Below are 17,247 nucleotides of genomic sequence, written 5' to 3'. Positions count from 1 at the left end.
CGACTACTCCACGCCGAGGAGCAGCAGCGCGCCGAGCTCCCCCGCCGGGTAGCCGGCGAGCTCGACCTCCGGGTGGGAACGCCGGAGGTGATCGGCCAGGACGTCGACCAGGCCGGGCGGGGCGTCGGCGTGGACCAGCGCGGTGACCAGCTCGCCACCGGTGCTGAGCATGCGCGCCGCGAGGTCGCGGGCAGCCGTCGGCACGTCGTCGCCGATCAGCACCACGTCCCCGTCGATCAACCCGAGCACGTCACCCGGGCGGCAGCGACCGACCCAGGTCAGCGCCTCGGCATCGGCGATGCGCAGCTCACCGCGCCGGGTCGCCGCCGCGGCTTCGGCCATCGCGACCTGGTCGTCGGCCCGGCGCCGCGTCACGTCGTGCACCGCCAACGCGGCGAGCCCCTGCACCGGGGACGCCGTGGGCACCACGACGACATCCGCACCGTCCGCGCTCACCCCGGCAGCAGCCCGCTCCACCAGCACCGCGGTGTCCGGATCGTTGGGCAGCACCACGACGTGCGCCGCCCCGCTGGCCTCGACCGCCTCGCCGAGCCGTTCGGGCGTCGGCTCCGGACCGACGACGAGCACGTCAGCGCCTTCCGCGGCGAACAGCTCCCCCAGCTCCTCGCTGGGCACGCAGGCCAGCACCGCGGCCTCGCGCGCGAACGCGGCCTGCTGGTCGGCGAACCGGGTCACCTTGATGTTGCGCACCCGGCCGCTGTCGATGCCCGATTCGATCGCCGCGCCGATCTCGTCGCAGTGCACGTGGACGGCCCACGACCCCACGCCGTCACCGACCACCGACACGCAGTCGCCCAGACCGCACAACACCTCGCGCAGAGCGGTCGCGCGCTCCTGGTCGGTGTCGCCGAGCAGGTACATGACCTCGTACTCGTACTGCGACTCGTGCTCCAGAACACCGGATTCGCCGGGCAGCGGAGCCGCCGGGGCGAGCTGCTCGCCGTCCCGGACGACCGCGTGCAGCGCGTCGAGCACCACCACGAAACCGCGTCCACCGGCATCGACGACCCCGGCGTCCGAGAGCACGGAGAGCTGCGCGGGGGTCGCGGCCAGAGCGTCAACGGCAGCCCGGGTCGCACCGTGCACCGCGACGTCCAGCTGATCGGTCCCGGCCGCGCCGCGAGCCGCGGCCCGCAGGACCGACAGCACAGTGCCCTCGACGGGCTCGGCGAGCGCCTCGCGGGCGAGCTCGTCGGCCCGGGTCAACGCGGCGTGCAGATCGCGCCCGTCGGCGGCCGTCACGTCCCGGAGCTGCTCGGACACACCGCGCATGGCCTGCGAGAGCAGCACTCCGGAATTCCCGCAGGCGCCGCCGAGCGCTCCCTTGGCGAGGGCTCCGAGCACCCCGCCGAGGGTGTCGGGCGCGGCCGCGTCCAGCTCGTCCACAGCGGCCCGCATCGTCTGCAGCAGGTTCGTGCCGGTGTCCCCGTCGGCGACCGGGTAGACGTTGATCCGGTCGATCGCGGCGCGCTCCGAGACGAGCGCAGCCAGGGACAAGTCCGCCCAGCGCCGGGCCGCCGCCGCATCCAGCGTCCGCAACAACCGGACCTCCTCCTACCATCGGATTGGCCTGACCCTAGTCCCGTCCGGGGCCACGCGCCCCCACCGCCGGAGGGGCGGTCAACGGTGGGATACACTGATCCGGTCCCAGGGTGGCGATGACCCAGGGCGTCCGGATTTCCGGGCTCAGGCCGCCGCCAACGGCGGTGAACAGCAAGCTCTCACGCAAGTGGGGGTCGCTTGCGTGGCTCTCATCGCTGTAACCGTCAAGCAAAGTAAGGGGTGTCTGACGTGGCTGCCGTCTGCGACGTCTGCAAGAAGGGACCTGGCTTCGGCAACTCGGTCTCGCACTCCCACCGGAAGACTCGGCGCCGGTGGAACCCGAACATTCAGACCGTGCACGCCAAGATCGGCCTGTCGCAGCGCAAGCGCATGAACGTGTGCACCTCCTGCCTGCGAGCTGGCAAGGTCGCGCGCGGCTGAATCACAGCGCGTTAAACCCCGAGGTCATCAGGGCCTCGGGGTTTTTGCTGCTCAAGGCCTGTCTCCGGTGGTCGTTCCGAGTAGCGGTGCGGGTAGCGGAACCTCAGCGCCCGCCTGGACTCCGGGTGCCCAACTTGATGTATGCCAATACACGGCAGCTGCGCCGTCCTCGCCAGGCGAACGCTGAGAACCCGCGGCGGTGCCAGCGCCGAGGGCGGGCCATGCGCCTTCGGCGCATCAAAGACAAGGACAGAACGACCACCAAGGAGACTTCCTACGAAGTGTGGTTGCGCCACTGCGGCTCGACCTTCTCCCACTCGGCCGCCCAGGCCTCGAGCCGGCGGTGGGTGACCCAGGCGCGCGCGCCGAGCAGGCCGAGCGTGGTCATCAGCGCAGCTCCGAGCAGGACTCCCGCTCCGGCCAGACCGGCTGCTTGCGCCGCTTCGCCGCCGGTGAGCGGCGGAGCGACCAGCCGGTCCTGGTCGTCCACCCAGATCGGGAGCGTGCCGGCGGCCGGCGCCCGGGCCGGCAGGTCCACCACCGCGAACCGATCAGCGGGCGGCTGGCCCCAGTGCACCGCGACCGGCCGGTGCCCCGTCGCGCTGCTGGGCAGCTCGGCCACCACCGAGGCCACCACCTGGTGCCTGGTGGCCTGCTCCTGCTCGACCACGGCGAGGCGGTTGTTCAGCTCGTCGCGCGCCACCAGCAGCGCCACCACGGCGGCGGCCGCCACGACCAGCACGGCGAGCAGCAGCGCGATCGGTTCGAAGAGATCAGTGCGCCGGCGCAGCGGGTTGGCACCGGGGAACAGCCTGCGGACCAGGCACCGCAGGCCGCTGGTGTTCCGGTCGGCTCCCATGACGAGCCTTCTTCCGCCCCGAGCGCAACTTCCGGCAAGGGCAAATGTACGACCGGGCGGTACTGAAATCCAGACTGGGTGACCAGCGAAAACGGGAGTTACGGGAGCTTCCAGTCGATGGGCTCGACGCCCTTGGCGGCCAGCAGCTCGTTGACCCGGCTGAACGGCCGCGAACCGAAGAAGCCGCGGTCGGCCGACATCGGGCTCGGGTGCGCCGACTCGACGCAGTCCACGCCCGGCATCAGCGGGCGGAGATCGCGGGCGTCGCGGCCCCACAAGATCGCCACCAGCGGCTTGTCGCGGGCGGCGAGCGCGCGGATGGCCTGCGCGGTGACCTGCTCCCAGCCCTTGCCGCGGTGCGAGCCGGGCTTGCGGGGTTCGACCGTCAGGCTCCTGTTGAGCAGCAGCACGCCGCGCTCGGTCCAGGGCGTCAGGTCGCCGCTGGTCGGCTTCGGGTGCCCCAGGTCCTCGGTGTACTCGCGGTAGATGTTGACCAGGCTCCGCGGCGGTGCGACGCCGGGAGCGACCGAGAAGCTGAGTCCCACCGCGTGGCCCGGCGTCGGGTACGGGTCCTGGCCGACGATCAGCACCCGGACCTCGTCGAAGGGCTGCTGGAACGCGCGCAGCACGTGCTCGGGTGCCGGCAGGTACTGGCGTCCCGCCGCGACCTCGGCGCGCAGGAACTCGCCCGCCTCCTTGACCTTCTCCGCGACCGGGGCGAGGGCCTCGGCCCACCCGGCCTCGACGAGTTCGTGCAGTGGACGCGCGGTCATGCAGAGCACCCTAACGAGCCGCCGAGATCGACCGGCGGCACCCCCGAGATCCACCGCCCAACTCGCGAATGTGTCGCACGTCACACACGATCGAAGTAACGAATCGCTGCGATATTGGCCACGCCCGTGACCGACCATCACCCGATGGTTGCATTTTCGCTAGTCATCCGGCGAATTCAGCTGTCAAATCCGCAACCCACCGGAGCGCCGTTCAGAGCGCCAGAACAGCGTCCCTTTGCATTAAAGAAATACCATCGGAATGCGCCAATCATGGCCATTTGGTGGCCCGCCAGTGGCTACTCGGCTAGGTTCTGGCGAAGTTGTCGATCGACCACGGCCGTGGACGGCATGACCCGGAGGTGGGCCGCAAAACCATGACTTCGCAGGAGAAAGCCGAAACACCCGAGCAGCGCGCACTGCTGCGCCGCGCGGTCGGCGCCGCCGCAATCGGAAATACCACGGAGTGGTACGACTTCGGGGTATACGCCTACGTCGCGGCCTACGTCGGTCACCAGTTCTTTCCCGGCCCGTGGGAGACGGTCTCCGCCTTCGGCGTCTTCGCCATCTCCTTCCTGTTCCGGCCGCTGGGCAGCCTGTTCTTCGGGCCGCTGGGCGACCGAATCGGGCGGCAGAAGGTACTCGCCCTGACGATCTTGTTGATGTCGGGATCAACATTCGTCATCGGATTGTTGCCGACCTACGACACCATCGGAATCTTGGCGCCGATGCTGTTGCTCCTGTGCCGCTTGTTGCAGGGCTTCTCCACCGGCGGCGAATACGGTGGTGCCGCCACCTACATCGCGGAGTTCGCGCCCGACCGCAAGCGCGGATTCTGGGGCAGCTGGCTGGAATTCGGAACTCTGGTCGGATTCGGACTCGGCGCGCTGGTGCCGACAATCCTGATCTTGAACATCGGCACCGACGGAATGGCGGACTGGGGCTGGCGCATTCCGTTCCTGATCGCCGGTCCGCTCGGCGCCGTCGGGCTCTACCTCCGGAGCAAGCTGGAGGACACCCCGGCGTTCAAGGAGCTGGAGGCCACCCACGAGGTCGCCAAGTCGCCGCTGAAGGACCTGCTCAAGGAGTGGTGGCGCCAGCTGCTGATCCTGATGGGCATCGTTGTCCTCATCAACATCGCGAACTACACGATCCTGACCTACATGGAGACCTACCTGAAGGACACGCTCAGCGTGCCGGAGGGTCAGGACTACCAGGTCCTGGTGCCGCTGCTGCTCACCGTGCTGTTCATGATGGTGATCATCACGCCGGTCGGCGCGCTGTCGGACCGGGTCGGCCGCAAACCGCTGTTCCTGTCCGCGGCGATCTGCTTCATCGTCCTGCCCATCCCGGCGTTCCTGCTGATCGCCCAGGGCACCGTGCTGACCACGGTCTGCGGTCTGGCGCTGCTGGCGATCGGGCACGTGCAGCTGATCGGCCCGCTGGCCGCGACGCTGCCCGCGATGTTCCCGACCAAGGTCCGCTACGCGGCCTTCTGCATCGGCTACAACATCTCCACCGCGGCCTTCGGCGGCACCGCGCCGCTGGTCAACGACGCGGTCGTCAAGAGCACCGGCAACACCATGTTCCCGGCGTACTACTTGATGGGCGCGGCGCTGGTGGCCCTGGTGCCGATCCTGCTGATGAAGGAGACCGCGGGGAAGCCGCTCATGCAGCACGCTCCTTCCGAGGCGCCGTCCTCGGCGAGCTGACCCGGTCGCGAAAAGGGCCCCGGAGCGCTTCGGCGCACCGGGGCCCTTTCACATCTCCACCTAGCGCCAGTGCTCCCAGCCGCTCGGGCCGGCGTACTCGCCGCCGTCCACGGTGACGCCCGAACCTTCGGCGACCACGCCGATCTCCCGCCAGCCCTCCGGCAGCTCCTGCTCCGCCGGGAACGTGGCGATCAGGGCCTGGTCCTCGCCGCCGGTGAGCACCCAGTGCCGGGCGTCGGCGCCGAGCGCCGAGGCGACCTCGGTGAGCCGCTGCGGCACCTCCACCTGCTCGGTGCGCACGTCGATGGCGACCTGCGAGGCCGTCGCGATGTGGCCGAGGTCGGCCAGCAGGCCGTCGGAGGTGTCCATCATGGATGTCGCGCCGGCCAGCGCCGCCTGCGGACCGGCCTCGTACGGCGGTTCCGGGACGCGGTGCGCGCCGACCACCGCGACCGGGGAGCGGAACCCCCGTCCGAGCACGGCCAGCCCGGCCGCCGACCAGCCGAGCCGACCGGCCACCGCCACCACGTCGCCGGGGCGCGCCCCGGAGCGGGTCACCGGCTCCCGGCCCTGCAGATCGCCGAGGGCCGTGACGGAGATCGTCAGTGAGGTCGACGACACCATGTCGCCGCCGACGATGCCGATGCCGACCCGCTGTGCTTCTTCCCACATGCCGTCGAGCAGCTCGTCGGCGACGCTCGTGGGCAGGTCCGGGGCGCAGGCCAGCCCGACCAGCACGCCGGTGGGCACCGCGCCCATCGCGGCGATGTCGGAGAGGTTCACCGCGCAGGCCTTGCGGCCCACCTGGTGCGGGGTGGACCAGTCGAAACGGAAGTGCACTCCTTCGACGAGCACGTCGGTGGAAGCCACCACCCGCCCGTCCGGAGCGGCCAGGACCGCTGCGTCGTCCCCGGGACCGAGCAGGGTTCCGGGTGACTGCGGCCGCCCCGCTGTCACCCGGTCGATGAGACCGAACTCACCCAACTGGGAAACGGTCTGTGCGTCCTGCGACGAATCAGGACCCAACTGGGACCTTCCTTCCTTGAGCATCTGCTCGGTCAAATGGGGTAGCTTTCTGCCAGTTTCCTACCCCGAGCACATCGGCAAGACGAAGGGGCACGCCGTGGTTCAGGCATACATCCTCATCCAGACCGAAGTCGGCAAGGCCGCCGCCGTGGCCGGTGAGATCAAGGACTTCGAAGGCGTCATCAGCGCCGAGGACGTCACCGGTCCGTATGACGTGATCGTGCGCGCCGAAGCGGAGAACGTCGACCAGCTCGGCAAGATGGTCGTCGCCAAGATCCAGAACGTGGAAGGCATCACCCGGACCCTCACCTGCCCGGTGGTGCACCTCTGACGAAGCGGTGTTGATGGGCGCCCTCCACCGCGGAGGGCGCCCATCCGCGCGGCCAGGCCGGTGTCCAGCGACGACGGCGGCCGTGCTGTAGTGGACGACGTGGTTCACCAATCAGCGACCGGAGTGCCCCGGCCGGTGTTGATCGTGGCGATCACGCTCGGAGCACTCCTCGCCCTGGCGGTCGCCGGAATCGGCACGTACGGCTGGTACACCGCCCGCCAGGAGCAGCAGGCGGCCGAAGCCGCCGTGAAGGAGCGCCGCGAAGGCCCGCTCCCGCTGGCCCCGATCCCCGCGCCGAAGGCGGAAACGCCGGAGTGCACGTCGGTGATCGACGCGCTGCCGCGCGAGCTGGCGGTGGACGGCACCCAGGTCCCGCGCCGCGAGCTCTCGGCCCCGGTGCCCCGGGCGACGGTGGCGTGGGGCAACGCGGACCACGACCCGATCACGGTGCGCTGCGGCGTCGACGCCCCCGCGGAGCTGACGCCGACCGCGCAGCTGGTGGACGTCTCCGGCGTGAGCTGGTTGAAGATCGACCAGGGCGGCGACACCTCGTGGCTGGCGGTCGACCGCCCGGTCTACGTCGCGCTGAGCCTGCCCGGCGAAACCGGAACCGGCCCGCTCCAGGACCTCTCGGCGATCCTGCGCGACAAGCTCCCCAAGCAGCCGGTCTTCCCCTGACGGAGTCAGCCGGGCGCCGCCGGCGGCTAGCGTGGCGATCATGAGTGCCACCCTGCTCCACGTCAGCGACCCGCACCTGACCGACGATCCCGCCTCCGCGGAGCGGCTGCGGCAGGTGCTCGACCTCGCCGCGCCCCGTCGGCCCGATGCGATCGTGGCCACCGGCGACATCAGCGATCGCGGCAAGCCCGAGGAGTACCGCGCTTTCGCCGAGCTGATGGCGAACCGTCCGCCGTGGATCGCCATCCCGGGCAACCACGACGACCCGGCCACGCTGCGCGCGGAGCTGGCTCAGGAGCAGTGCCCGGTCCTCGAAGTGGACCGGGTTCGGGTGATCGGATTGGACGTCACCGTGCCCGGCGAGGACCACGGCTTCCTCCGCGACGACGTGGTGCGGGCCGCCGGAACCGCGGCGCAGGGCGCGCACCAGGTGGTGCTGGCGCTGCACCAACCGCCGGTCGAGATCGGGCACCCCTTCGTCGACGCGATCCCGCTGACCAATCCCGACGTCCTGGTCGAACTCGTCCAGCGGATCCCGCGCGTGGTGGCGGTCCTGTCCGGTCACGTGCACACGCCGCTGACGTCCTCGCTGGCCGGCGTGCCGGTGCTCGGCGCTCCGGGTGTCGCGTCCGAACTCGGCGTCGACCCGGATCGCCGGCCGCTCATGGTGGACGCCGGTGCCCCCGGGATGGCCCTGCACCACATCGACGACGGCGGCACCGTGACGACGACCTTCCACCACGCCGCTTGAGCAGCGGACGTGGAACGGCCCCGGTCCCCGTTGCGGGGCCGGGGCCGTTCTCAGCTGGTCAGCGCAGGCCGGTGCCGCGGTTGACGGCCGTGTCGATGAGGATGCTCAGCAGGGTCGCGTAGTCCACGCCGCTGTGCGCCCACATCCGCGGGTACAGCGAGATCGACGTGAAGCCGGGCATGGTGTTGACCTCGTTGACGATCAGCTCGCCGGCCTCGGAGAGGAAGAAGTCGACCCGGGCCAGGCCCTGGCACTCCAGCGCGCGGAAGGCGGTCACCGCGTCCGAGCGCAGCTGCTCGATCGCGTCGTCGCCGATCTTGGCCGGGATGTCGAACTCGGTGACGTCGTCGAGGTACTTGGACTCGAAGTCGTACCAGTCGGATTCGCCGGTCACGCGCAGCTCGGCGGGCTGCGAGGCCTCGATCCGGCCGTCCGGGAACTCCAGCACGCCGCACTCGATCTCGCGCCCGACCACCGCGGACTCGATGATCACCTTGGGGTCGGTGCGCCGCGCCTCGGCGATCGCCGCGTCCAGGTCCGCCCAGTCGGTGACCTTGCTGATGCCCAGCGACGACCCGGCGCGCGCGGGCTTGACGAACACCGGCAGCCCGAGCCGCTCGCGCTGCGCTTCGTCCAGTGTGGACTGGTCGCGGCGCAGCACCTCGTAGGTGCCGACCGCCAGGCCCTCCGCGGCGAGCAGCTTCTTGGTGTACTCCTTGTCCATCGACACCGCGCTGGACAGCACGCCCGGCCCCACGTAGGGCACGTCGGCCATCTCGAGCAGCCCCTGGATGGTGCCGTCCTCGCCGAAGGCGCCGTGCAGCACCGGGAACACCACGTCCACCGACGACAGCACCTCGCCGCCCCGCTCCGGCCCCAGCAGCACCAAGTCGCGCCGCGTGGGGTCACCGGGCAGCGCGATGGCGGTGCCGGACTCGACCACCGGCGCCTTGCGGTCCCGGATCTCCAGCTGCTTCGGGTCGTCGGTGCCCAGCACCCAGGCACCCTCGCGGGTGATGCCGACCGGCACGATCTCGAAGCGGTCCTGGTCCAGGTGCGCGAGCACGCTACCGGCGGACACGCAGGAGATGCCGTGTTCGGTGCTGCGGCCGCCGAAGACGACCGCCACCCGGGTCTTGCGCTGTGTCATGCGCCGGACCCTACCCGGCCAGCCGCATCCCCGTTCCACAACCTTCGCCCGACCCCGCCCCCGGAACGAGCACCCCAACACCCACCGCGACCGACCAGATCCCGTCCGTACCGACCCCCGGCTCCCACCATGTGGACCACAGTTTCAATTGAAACTGCAGATCCCACCCACGGCGGATCACAGTTTCAATTGAAACTGCGGGTTCCCGGAGCCGTCAGGGACGGCACAGCCGGGCGATGGTGGGCAGGGCACGGGTCAGGTCTTCGCGGGAGCAGGAGGCGTAGCCGAGGGCGAGGCCGAACCACTGCTGCGGGCCGCAGTGGTGGCGGCGGAGGCCGTCCAGGACCAGACCCCGCTCCCCCGCCTCGGCGACGACCCGCTGCTCGGTTTCGGCGTCCGGCAGGGGCAGGACGACGTGGGCGCCGGCGCGGTCGCCGAACACCTCCACCCCTTCGGCCGCCAGGCCGTCGACGACCAGGGTCCGGCGCTGCGAGAGCTCGCGCCGCAGCCGACGCAGGTGGCGTCCGAGGTCGCCGTTGCGGGCGAACTCCGCCAGGACGCGCTGGCCCGCGGCAGCCGGGTTCGTGCCGGTGAGCGTGCGGCGCTCCACCACCGCTTCGGAAACCCGGTCCGGGGCGAGCATCCAGCCCACGCCCAGCGTCGGCGAGATGATCTTGCTCGTGGTGCCCAGGTGCACGACGACGTCCGGCGCCATCGACGCGAGCACCGGCAGCGGCGCGACGTCGTAGCGCAGCTCCCCGTCGTAGTCGTCCTCGATGATCAGCCACCCCTCGGCCCGCGCCCGCTCCACGAGCGCTATCCGGCGCTCCGCGGGCAACCGCCCGCCGATCGGGTACTGGTGCGCCGGGGAGCAGTAGACCGCGCGCACGCCCTCCGGGATGGCGTCGACCACGATCCCGGCGTGGTCCACGCGCGCCGGGACCACCCGCGCCCCGACCGATCTCAGCGCACCGACCGCGCGTTGGTACCCGGGCTCCTCCACCGCGATCGCGTCCCCCGGCTCCAGCACGCTCGACGCCAGCTCGATGACGGCGGCGGTGGTGCCCCCGGTGGCGAGGACGTTGTCGACCGTCAGCCCGCCGAGGACGAGTCCGCGGTGCCGCAGCAGGTGCTCGACGACGGCTTCGCGGTAGGAGAGCACCCCGGCCCGGTGTGGTGTCGAGTCCGGCTCCACGTCGGCCGCCGCTCGCCAGGCCCGCCGCCACGCCGCGCGGTCGATGCCTTCGGCCCAGGGCACGCCGGGCCTCAGCACCACGGTCGGTTCCTGCGGTGTCCGCTCGTCCCGGGACTCGCCGTTCGGCGTTCCGGTCTGCGCGCCGGGCGGGCTGGTCGTGACGTAGGTCCCGGAGCCGTGCCGACCGGCGATCCAGCCCTCGGCGTGCAGCTGCTCGTAGGCGGCAGCGGTCACCGTGCGGCTGACCTCGAGGTGGCGTGCCAGCGCGCGGGTCGACGGCAAGCGGTCGCCGCCGCGCAGCTGGCCGATGGTGGCGGCGTGCCGGAGGGCGTCGGCGAGCTGGACGGCGAGCGGGCGCGGGTCGTCGCGGCGCAGGTCGATGGCCAGCTCCAGCAGCGGCGAACTCGCGGGCACGACATGTGGCATTTCGAAATTCTCCCTGATTGGCACTTCGATAATGCCACTTCCCGGATGATCCTGTTCTGCGTGACCCAACAGCTCTCCCCCACGGAACGGTCCACCATCCGCCGCGGCAGCGCACGCGCCCGCACCGAGCGCAGCGACCTGCACGCGGTGCTCGACGCCAGCCTGATCTGCCACCTCGGCGTGCTGGTCGACGGCGCGCCGCGCGTGCTGCCCACCGGCTACGGTCGCATCGGCGACACGCTCTACGTCCACGGGTCCACCGGCGCGCGGAGCCTGCGCGAGGCGGCCGAGGTCTGCGTGACCGTGACCAACGTCGACGGGATCGTCTACGCGCGGTCGGCGTTCCACTTCTCCGTGAACTACCGGTCGGCGGTGATCCACGGCCGAGCCCGCCAGGTCACCGATCCGGACGAGAGGTGGCAGGCGCTGCAGGTGATCACCGAGCACCTGGCCCCCGGGTCCTGGGAGCACGCGCGGCAGCCGAACAAGAAGGAGCTCGCCGCCACCGCCGTCCTCGCGCTCGACCTGACCGAAGCGGCGGTGAAGATCCGCTCCGGCGGTCCGGTCGACGAGGACGAGGACGTCGAAGCGGGCAAGGCCTGGGCCGGGGTGCTGCCGCTGGAAACCCGGTGGGGCGCGCCAGAACCGGCCGACGACCTGGCGGCGGACTTCGAAGTCCCGGCGCACGTGCGGGACCGGAGGTACTCGGCATGACCGTCCAGGAGCTGACCGACTTCACCCCGGCGTACCCGGTTCTGCTCGAGCTGCGCCCGAACCTGGGCTCGCTGGAGGACTTCCTGGCCCAGGCCAAGCAGCAGCAGGCGCACGGGTACCGGATGATCGCCGCGTACGACGACGGCGAGGTGGCGGCGGTGGCGGGCTTCCGCGCCGGGCTGTGCTTCGCCTGGGGCCACCACGTCTACGTCGACGACCTGGTCACGGCACCGAGCGCGCGGCGGCGGGGGCACGGGGCCGCGCTGCTGGAGTGGATCGACGCGGAGGCGCGGCGGATCGGCGCCGAGCAGGTCCACCTGGACTCCGGCACGCACCGGCACGACGCGCACCGCCGCTACCTGGCGTCCGGGTTCGCCATCTCGTCCTTCCACTTCACCAAGAAGACGCCGGAGGTGTGAGTTGCTGGTGCACCCCTGGGACGCCGCGCGCGACGACGAGGAGTGGCGGCGGTGGCTGGCCGACGGGCACGACTTCGGGCAGCTCGTGGCCGTCGACCCGGAACGCCGTCCGATCGTGCAGCCGACGCACTTCGCGCTCGACGGCGACCGCGTCCTGATCCACCTCGCCCGGCCGAACCCGATCTGGCGCGCGCTGGAGCACGATCCGCACTGCGTTCTGTCCGTTGTGGACGATTACGCCTACATCCCGGGCCCGTGGCGGGCGGTGGACGTGCCGCCGAGCTCCGGCGTTCCGACCAGCCACTACGCGAGCGTGCAGCTCTCCGGAACAGCGGAGCTGGTGGACGACCCCGAGGGCAAGGCCGCACTGCTGCGCCGGCAGATCGAGCACTTCCAGCCCGCCGGCGGAACCGACGAAGTGCGCGCGCAGGACGGCCCGTTCCACCGGATGCTCAAGGGGATCCGCGGCGTCGTCGTGCACGTCGAATCGGTGACGGCGAAGTTCAAGTACGACGACCACAAACCGGTCGAGATGCAGGAATCCGTGACCCGCAACCTGATCGAGCGCGACGCCCCGCGCGACCGCGCCGCCGCGGCGCAACAACGCCGCCGCAGGCACGAGCGCACCGGCTGATCGACCGTTCAGCGCCGCGACCTGCCGGCGGGCTCAGCCGAGCTGCGTGCCCGTGGGCCGGAGGCCGGTGATCGGGTCGTGGACGTAGGTGGTCATCGGGGTCCGGACCGGGCGGTAGACGTGGATGCTCACCGCCGGGTCCGGCCCGGTGTTGGACACCTGGTGCACGTAGTCCGGCCCGAAGACGCGGGACTGGCCCGCGGTCAACGAGTTCAGCACCTCGGCCCCGCCGCCGCGCACCACGCGCTCGGTGAGGTTGCCGGAGATGATGGTGAAAGCACCGGTGGCACCGCCGTGGTCGTGCAGTTCGGTGTGCTGGCCGGGCAGCCAGCTCAGCAGCCAGGCCTCGTAGTGCTCGGTGCGGGCGATCAGGCCGAACCAGCGCTGGTCCGGGTCGTAGCGCAGCAGGTGCGTCCACGAACCGCGGTCGGCGGCGAGCTCTCGGGCGATGCGGACCGGGTGCGCGATCGTCAGATCGGCAGCAGCGGCAAGGGTATTCGGCGGAACGGCGAACACGTGAGGAAGTCCTTCGGGATCGTGCGTGGATTCCGGGTGCGGGCGTGCGGGCACGCGCGGAAACACCCGGGGATTACCGGAGATCGATCAACACGAAGAACACGAACAGAGCGCGCTGGCAACGCGGTGGAGGTCGATGTGACCCCGCCGACCGTTCATCGCGCGCAACAACATGCCGAGAACTCAACCAGCCCCGGACCCGCCACGTCAACTGACCAGCAACATCTCACCCCACGGAGTGTGTCCCGTCCCACCCCGTAGGACACCGCCGGGGACCGGTCGACGCCGACCGATCCCCGGGGCGCGGAGGTCAGGAGAGGGCTTGGAGGACGTCGGCGACCAGGTCTTCCGGGTTCTCGCAGCCCGCGGAGAAGCGGACGAAGCCCGCCGGCACCGGGTCGCCCCACTGGGCCCTGCGGTCGACGGTGCTGTGCAGGCCGCCGAAGCTGGTCGCCGCGACCACCAGTTCGCTGCGCCGGACGAACTCGTCCACCGCCGCCGCGTCGGCCAGCTCGAACCGGAACACCCCGCCCCAGCGGCGCATCTGGCGCTGGGCGAGCTCGTGCGACGGGTCGTCGGGCGAACCCGGCCAGCGCAGGCCCGAGACCTTCGGGTGCCCGCGCAGCGCCTCGACGAGCGCGGCCGCGTTCTCCGCCTGCCGCGCCAGGCGGACGTCGAGCGTGCCCATGCTGCGGTGCACCAACCACGTCTCGAACGGTCCGGGGATCGAGCCGGACAACGTCCGCGCCCGCAGCAGCCGCTCGGCCAGCTCCGGGTCGCGCACCGACACGTGGCCCATCAGCAGGTCGCTGTGCCCGGACAACGCCTTGGTGTCGCTGGCGATCACGATGTCCGCGCCCAGCTCCAGCGGGCGCTGACCCAGCGGCGTCGCCGTCGTGTTGTCCACCGCCAGCAGCGCTCCCGCGCGGTGCGCGCGCTCGGCGAGCTCGGCGATGTCGCACACGTCGAGACCCGGGTTCGACGGGGTTTCCAGCAGTACCAGGCGGACTCCGGCGAACACGTCGTCGGTCCACGGCCCGAGGGTGCTGATCTCCCGGACGTCCAGGGCCAGCTCGGTCAGCTCGTCGCGCACGAAGTTCCGGGTGGCGTAGTAGCCGTCGTCGGGCAGGACGAGCTTGTCGCCGTGGCGCAGGACCGCGCGCAGGACCGTGCTGATCGCGGCCATGCCCGAGGGCAGCAGCAGGCAGTGCCCGCCGTCGAGGTCGCCGATCGCCGATTCCAGAGCCCGCCAGGTGGGGTTGCTCGCCCGGCCGTAGAAGTCACCGCCGCCCTGGTAGTCCTCGCCGAGGTGGAACGGGGCGGCGAACACCGGCCCCGGCAGCATCGGGGTCCCGCCGACCGGTTCCGGGTGGCCGCCCCGCACGCAGCGCGTGCCGTCCCCAAGTTCCGAAGTGCTCACAACTCACCTGCCACATCACTCTGCTCAACCATCCCCGCGAACGACGGTGGTCGCAGGTCCAACGATCGCGCGGGCAAACCGAACGACGGCTGCGCACCGGCGAACCCGGCGGCAGCCCCAGCAGCTTCCCCCGACGCCCCCGGCCAGCAACACCCCACCACCCCGTGAGCACTTTGGGTCGCCATAGCAACCCAAAGTGCTCACGGTCCATGGCCAGCGAAAACGTGCCCTCGAACCGCCAGAGCCACCAGCGGTACCACCGCCGGAGCACGCGCTGAGAGGCAAATCTCATGAACGAACGAACGTCAGGCAAGCGGCGAAGCCGCTTCCAGCGGTAGACCGCACCGCGACGCCCGACCAGCACCGCCCGGCAAGGACCGCATGCGGCGCAGCCGCATAACCCACCCTCGCAACCGGCACCGCCGCGGGTTCTCAGAGGCTTTCTCGCGAGGACAGCCCGTTTGCCGTGTATTGGTCATACGCAAAAACGGGATCCCGCAGCGAGAAAGCCTCTGAGGTTCCGCCACCCGCACCGCCACGCAAACCAGCCGCTAAAAAGAAGTCATTCCGCCTTGCGTTCGCGGCCGAGTAGTTCTGCTGCCGCCGGACCTGGTTGCAGGTCCTCGTGGCAGACGCGGTGCACCACGTCGGTGATCGGCATCTCCACGCCGTGGCGGGCGGCCAGCTGGCGGATCGACGAGCAGGACTTCACGCCTTCGGACACCTGGCCGTGCGCCGCTTCCTGCGCTTGCGCCAGGGTCTCGCCGCGGCCGAGGCGTTCGCCGAAGGTCCGGTTGCGCGACAGCGGCGACATGCAGGTGGCCACCAGGTCGCCCAGCCCGGCCAGGCCTGCGAACGTCATCGGGTCCGCGCCCAGCGCCGCGCCCAGCCGGGTCGTCTCGGCCAGGCCGCGGGTGATCAGCGAGGACATCGTGTTGTCCCCGAAGCCGAGCCCGACCGCCATGCCGCAGGCCAGCGCGATGACGTTCTTGCAGGCGCCGGCGATCTCGATGCCGATCAGGTCGGTGTTGGTGTACGGCCGGAAGTACGGCGTCGAGCAGGCGTGCTGCAGCGCGACGGCGCGGTCGTGGTCGGCGCAAGCCACCACGGTCGCGGTCGGCTGCTCGGCGGCGATCTCCTTGGCCAGGTTCGGGCCGGACACCACCGCGACCTGGTCCATCGGCACGTCGGCGACCTCGGCGATGACCTCGCTCATCCGCTTCAGCGTGCTCAGCTCGACGCCCTTGGCCAGGCTCACCAGCGTCGCGCCCGCCGGCAGCAGCGGCTGCCAGCCGGCGAGGTTCTCGCGCAACGTCTGGCTGGGCACCGCCAGCACCACCACGTCGGCGTCGTGCACCGCCGCGGCCGCGTCGTCGGTGGCGCACAGCGACTCCGGGAGCCGGACGTCCGGCAGGTACCCGGGGTTGCGGCGGGATTCGTTGATCGCCTCGGCGACCTCGGCGCGGCGCGCCCACAGGACGACGTCGTTGCCCGCGTCGGCCAGGACCTTCGCGAAGGTGGTGCCCCAGGATCCGGCGCCGAGCACCGCGATCCGCTCAGGCCGCGCCATCGTCGTCCCGCTTCTTGCGCGCGGGGCTGTAGAACTCGTCCGGCTGCTGCTCGCCGCGGATCTCGCCGAGCAGGTCGCCCACCCGGCGCATGGCCAGGTTGGTGACCTCGCGCAGCGCCTGCGGCTCGTTCTCCTTGCCGCGGTAGGCCGACAGGTCCAGCGGTTCGCCGAAGACGTACTTCACGGTCTTGCGCGGGAACGGGCGGAAGCGCTTCTTGTAGTGGTCGTAGAGGTCGCGGGTTCCCCAGCGCGCGGCCGGGATCACCGGGATGTCGTGGGCCAGCGCCAGCCGCGCCACCCCGACCTTCGGCGTCATCGGCCAGCCGTCGGGGTCCTTGGTGATGGTGCCGTCCGGGTAGATCACGATCGCCTTGCCGCGCTCCAGCGCTTCGTGCGCGTCCCGCAGGCTCTTCTGCGCGTCGGCGGTGCCGCGGTAGACCGGGATCTGCTCCACGCCGACCAGCACGCTCTTGAGCACCGGGACGTTCCACAGCGTGTTCTTGGCCAGGAAGCGCGGCACCCGCGCGGCGCGGTGCACGGTCACCGCGTCGAACACCGGGTCCAGGTGGGAGACGTGGTTGAGCACCAGCAGCACCGGACCGTCCGCCGGGATGTTGTGCAGCCCGCGCACCTCGGTGCGGGCGAGCGCACCGGTCAGCGGGTAGAAAACACCGCGCGCCAGGCCGAGCCAGAACTTGCCCGTGCCCCGCGCCTTCTCGCTGGTCTTCCTCCGCTGGCGCCGGAGGCTCTTCGGTTCCGCCACGGCAACTCCTCACTTGTCCTCGCGAGCGCCCGCAAAGTTACCCCGAACGTCCCCGCACGTCGGCAACCAGTCGGCTCCGCGCCCCTGTCGCCCCGGCCGGGAAGATGGAGGGGTGAGCGCTGACGACGACCAGCCGAGCCGCCGGTTCCCGCAGCAGGACTGCCCCGCGGTGCACCTCATCGTGCCGATCAAACCGCTGCACCGGGCCAAGTCCCGGCTGCTCGGCGCCGCCGACGCGGGCGCGCGCAGCCCCGTCGCGCACGCCGAGCTGGTGGCCGCCGTGGCGTTGGACACAGTGGCCGCGGCTCG

At 71.2% G+C, this 17,247-nt stretch carries 18 protein-coding genes and 1 pseudogene; 9 read left to right on the top strand and 10 right to left on the bottom strand.

All coding sequences use genetic code 11. From position 1 onward, the window contains the following. Positions 1–3: 3 nt before the first annotated feature. Complete coding sequence (locus tag ABTZ89_RS06150; protein ID WP_270952573.1) at positions 4–1,563, bottom strand: DAK2 domain-containing protein; 1,560 nt, start codon at positions 1,561–1,563, stop codon at positions 4–6. 249 nt (positions 1,564–1,812) lie between these two features. On the opposite strand from ABTZ89_RS06150, the gene rpmB reads away from it, so the two are divergent. Further along, positions 1,813–2,004, top strand: coding sequence for a 50S ribosomal protein L28 (gene rpmB / locus ABTZ89_RS06145; RefSeq protein ID WP_270952571.1), 192 nt, complete (start codon positions 1,813–1,815; stop codon positions 2,002–2,004). Positions 2,005–2,278: 274 nt separating this feature from the next. On the opposite strand, the gene ABTZ89_RS06140 is transcribed toward rpmB, so the two are convergent. Beyond that, entirely contained in the window at positions 2,279–2,863 is a 585-nt protein-coding gene (locus ABTZ89_RS06140) for an Rv1733c family protein (protein ID WP_270952570.1), read from the bottom strand. A gap of 98 nt (positions 2,864–2,961) precedes the next feature. Further along, entirely contained in the window at positions 2,962–3,636 is a 675-nt protein-coding gene (locus tag ABTZ89_RS06135; protein WP_270952568.1) for a uracil-DNA glycosylase, read from the bottom strand. Between the two features lie 374 nt (positions 3,637–4,010). On the opposite strand from ABTZ89_RS06135, the gene ABTZ89_RS06130 reads away from it, so the two are divergent. Further along, the gene (locus ABTZ89_RS06130; RefSeq protein WP_351040818.1) at positions 4,011–5,345 is read left to right on the top strand and encodes an MFS transporter; all 1,335 of its coding nucleotides are present in this window, start codon (positions 4,011–4,013) and stop codon (positions 5,343–5,345) included. Positions 5,346–5,405: 60 nt separating this feature from the next. Here the strand turns inward: ABTZ89_RS06130 and ABTZ89_RS06125 are convergent, their stop codons facing one another. Further along, positions 5,406–6,395, bottom strand: coding sequence for a thiamine-phosphate kinase (locus ABTZ89_RS06125; protein WP_270952599.1), 990 nt, complete (start codon positions 6,393–6,395; stop codon positions 5,406–5,408). Between the two features lie 73 nt (positions 6,396–6,468). On the opposite strand from ABTZ89_RS06125, the gene ABTZ89_RS06120 reads away from it, so the two are divergent. The 3 genes from ABTZ89_RS06120 (at position 6,469) to ABTZ89_RS06110 (ending at position 8,131) form a co-directional block, all read left to right on the top strand. Beyond that, on the top strand, positions 6,469–6,702 hold the full coding sequence (locus tag ABTZ89_RS06120) for an Lrp/AsnC family transcriptional regulator (RefSeq protein WP_270952566.1): 234 nt from the start codon (positions 6,469–6,471) through the stop codon (positions 6,700–6,702). A gap of 144 nt (positions 6,703–6,846) precedes the next feature. Beyond that, positions 6,847–7,380, top strand: coding sequence for a DUF3515 domain-containing protein (locus ABTZ89_RS06115; RefSeq protein ID WP_351040813.1), 534 nt, complete (start codon positions 6,847–6,849; stop codon positions 7,378–7,380). Positions 7,381–7,420: 40 nt separating this feature from the next. Further along, positions 7,421–8,131, top strand: coding sequence for a metallophosphoesterase (locus ABTZ89_RS06110; RefSeq protein ID WP_351040810.1), 711 nt, complete (start codon positions 7,421–7,423; stop codon positions 8,129–8,131). A gap of 58 nt (positions 8,132–8,189) precedes the next feature. On the opposite strand, the gene ABTZ89_RS06105 is transcribed toward ABTZ89_RS06110, so the two are convergent. Both ABTZ89_RS06105 and pdxR read right to left on the bottom strand, forming a co-directional pair. Beyond that, the gene (locus tag ABTZ89_RS06105; RefSeq protein ID WP_351040807.1) at positions 8,190–9,281 is read right to left on the bottom strand and encodes a D-alanine--D-alanine ligase family protein; all 1,092 of its coding nucleotides are present in this window, start codon (positions 9,279–9,281) and stop codon (positions 8,190–8,192) included. 214 nt (positions 9,282–9,495) lie between these two features. Then, positions 9,496–10,902 (bottom strand): MocR-like pyridoxine biosynthesis transcription factor PdxR, encoded by a 1,407-nt coding sequence (gene pdxR / locus ABTZ89_RS06100; protein WP_270952561.1) that lies wholly within the window; start codon positions 10,900–10,902, stop codon positions 9,496–9,498. Positions 10,903–10,962: 60 nt separating this feature from the next. Here pdxR and ABTZ89_RS06095 point away from each other — a divergent pair, with 60 nt between their 5' ends. Genes ABTZ89_RS06095 through ABTZ89_RS06085 form a run of 3 tightly spaced genes read left to right on the top strand, consistent with a single transcriptional unit; the run spans position 10,963 to position 12,669 of the window. Then, the gene (locus ABTZ89_RS06095; RefSeq protein WP_351040804.1) at positions 10,963–11,616 is read left to right on the top strand and encodes a pyridoxamine 5'-phosphate oxidase family protein; all 654 of its coding nucleotides are present in this window, start codon (positions 10,963–10,965) and stop codon (positions 11,614–11,616) included. Continuing rightward, positions 11,613–12,035: a GNAT family N-acetyltransferase gene (locus ABTZ89_RS06090; RefSeq protein ID WP_270952559.1), complete on the top strand. Its 423-nt coding sequence runs from the start codon at positions 11,613–11,615 to the stop codon at positions 12,033–12,035. Before ABTZ89_RS06095 ends, ABTZ89_RS06090 begins: the two co-directional genes overlap by 4 nt. Positions 12,036–12,042: 7 nt before the next feature. Continuing rightward, positions 12,043–12,669: an FMN-binding negative transcriptional regulator gene (locus tag ABTZ89_RS06085; protein WP_270952598.1), complete on the top strand. Its 627-nt coding sequence runs from the start codon at positions 12,043–12,045 to the stop codon at positions 12,667–12,669. Between the two features lie 33 nt (positions 12,670–12,702). On the opposite strand, the gene ABTZ89_RS06080 is transcribed toward ABTZ89_RS06085, so the two are convergent. The 4 genes from ABTZ89_RS06080 to ABTZ89_RS06065 form a co-directional block, all read right to left on the bottom strand. Continuing rightward, the gene (locus ABTZ89_RS06080; RefSeq protein WP_270952558.1) at positions 12,703–13,185 is read right to left on the bottom strand and encodes a cysteine dioxygenase; all 483 of its coding nucleotides are present in this window, start codon (positions 13,183–13,185) and stop codon (positions 12,703–12,705) included. 310 nt (positions 13,186–13,495) lie between these two features. Further along, positions 13,496–14,605: a cystathionine gamma-lyase gene (locus ABTZ89_RS06075; RefSeq protein ID WP_351040799.1), complete on the bottom strand. Its 1,110-nt coding sequence runs from the start codon at positions 14,603–14,605 to the stop codon at positions 13,496–13,498. Positions 14,606–15,167: 562 nt separating this feature from the next. After that, positions 15,168–16,175 (bottom strand): NAD(P)H-dependent glycerol-3-phosphate dehydrogenase, encoded by a 1,008-nt coding sequence (locus tag ABTZ89_RS06070; protein ID WP_351040796.1) that lies wholly within the window; start codon positions 16,173–16,175, stop codon positions 15,168–15,170. Further along, the gene (locus ABTZ89_RS06065; RefSeq protein WP_351040794.1) at positions 16,162–16,938 is read right to left on the bottom strand and encodes a lysophospholipid acyltransferase family protein; all 777 of its coding nucleotides are present in this window, start codon (positions 16,936–16,938) and stop codon (positions 16,162–16,164) included. The genes ABTZ89_RS06070 and ABTZ89_RS06065 overlap by 14 nt, the downstream gene beginning before the upstream one ends. 112 nt (positions 16,939–17,050) lie before the next feature. Between ABTZ89_RS06065 and ABTZ89_RS06060 the strand changes: the two are divergent. After that, a pseudogene (locus ABTZ89_RS06060) lies at positions 17,051–17,247 on the top strand (hypothetical protein); the annotation flags it as partial.

The organism is Saccharopolyspora sp. NPDC002686 (genome assembly GCF_040295745.1).
In the GTDB taxonomy this organism is placed as follows: domain Bacteria; phylum Actinomycetota; class Actinomycetes; order Mycobacteriales; family Pseudonocardiaceae; genus Saccharopolyspora; species Saccharopolyspora oryzae.
This window is presented reverse-complemented; position numbering and strand designations above follow the sequence as displayed.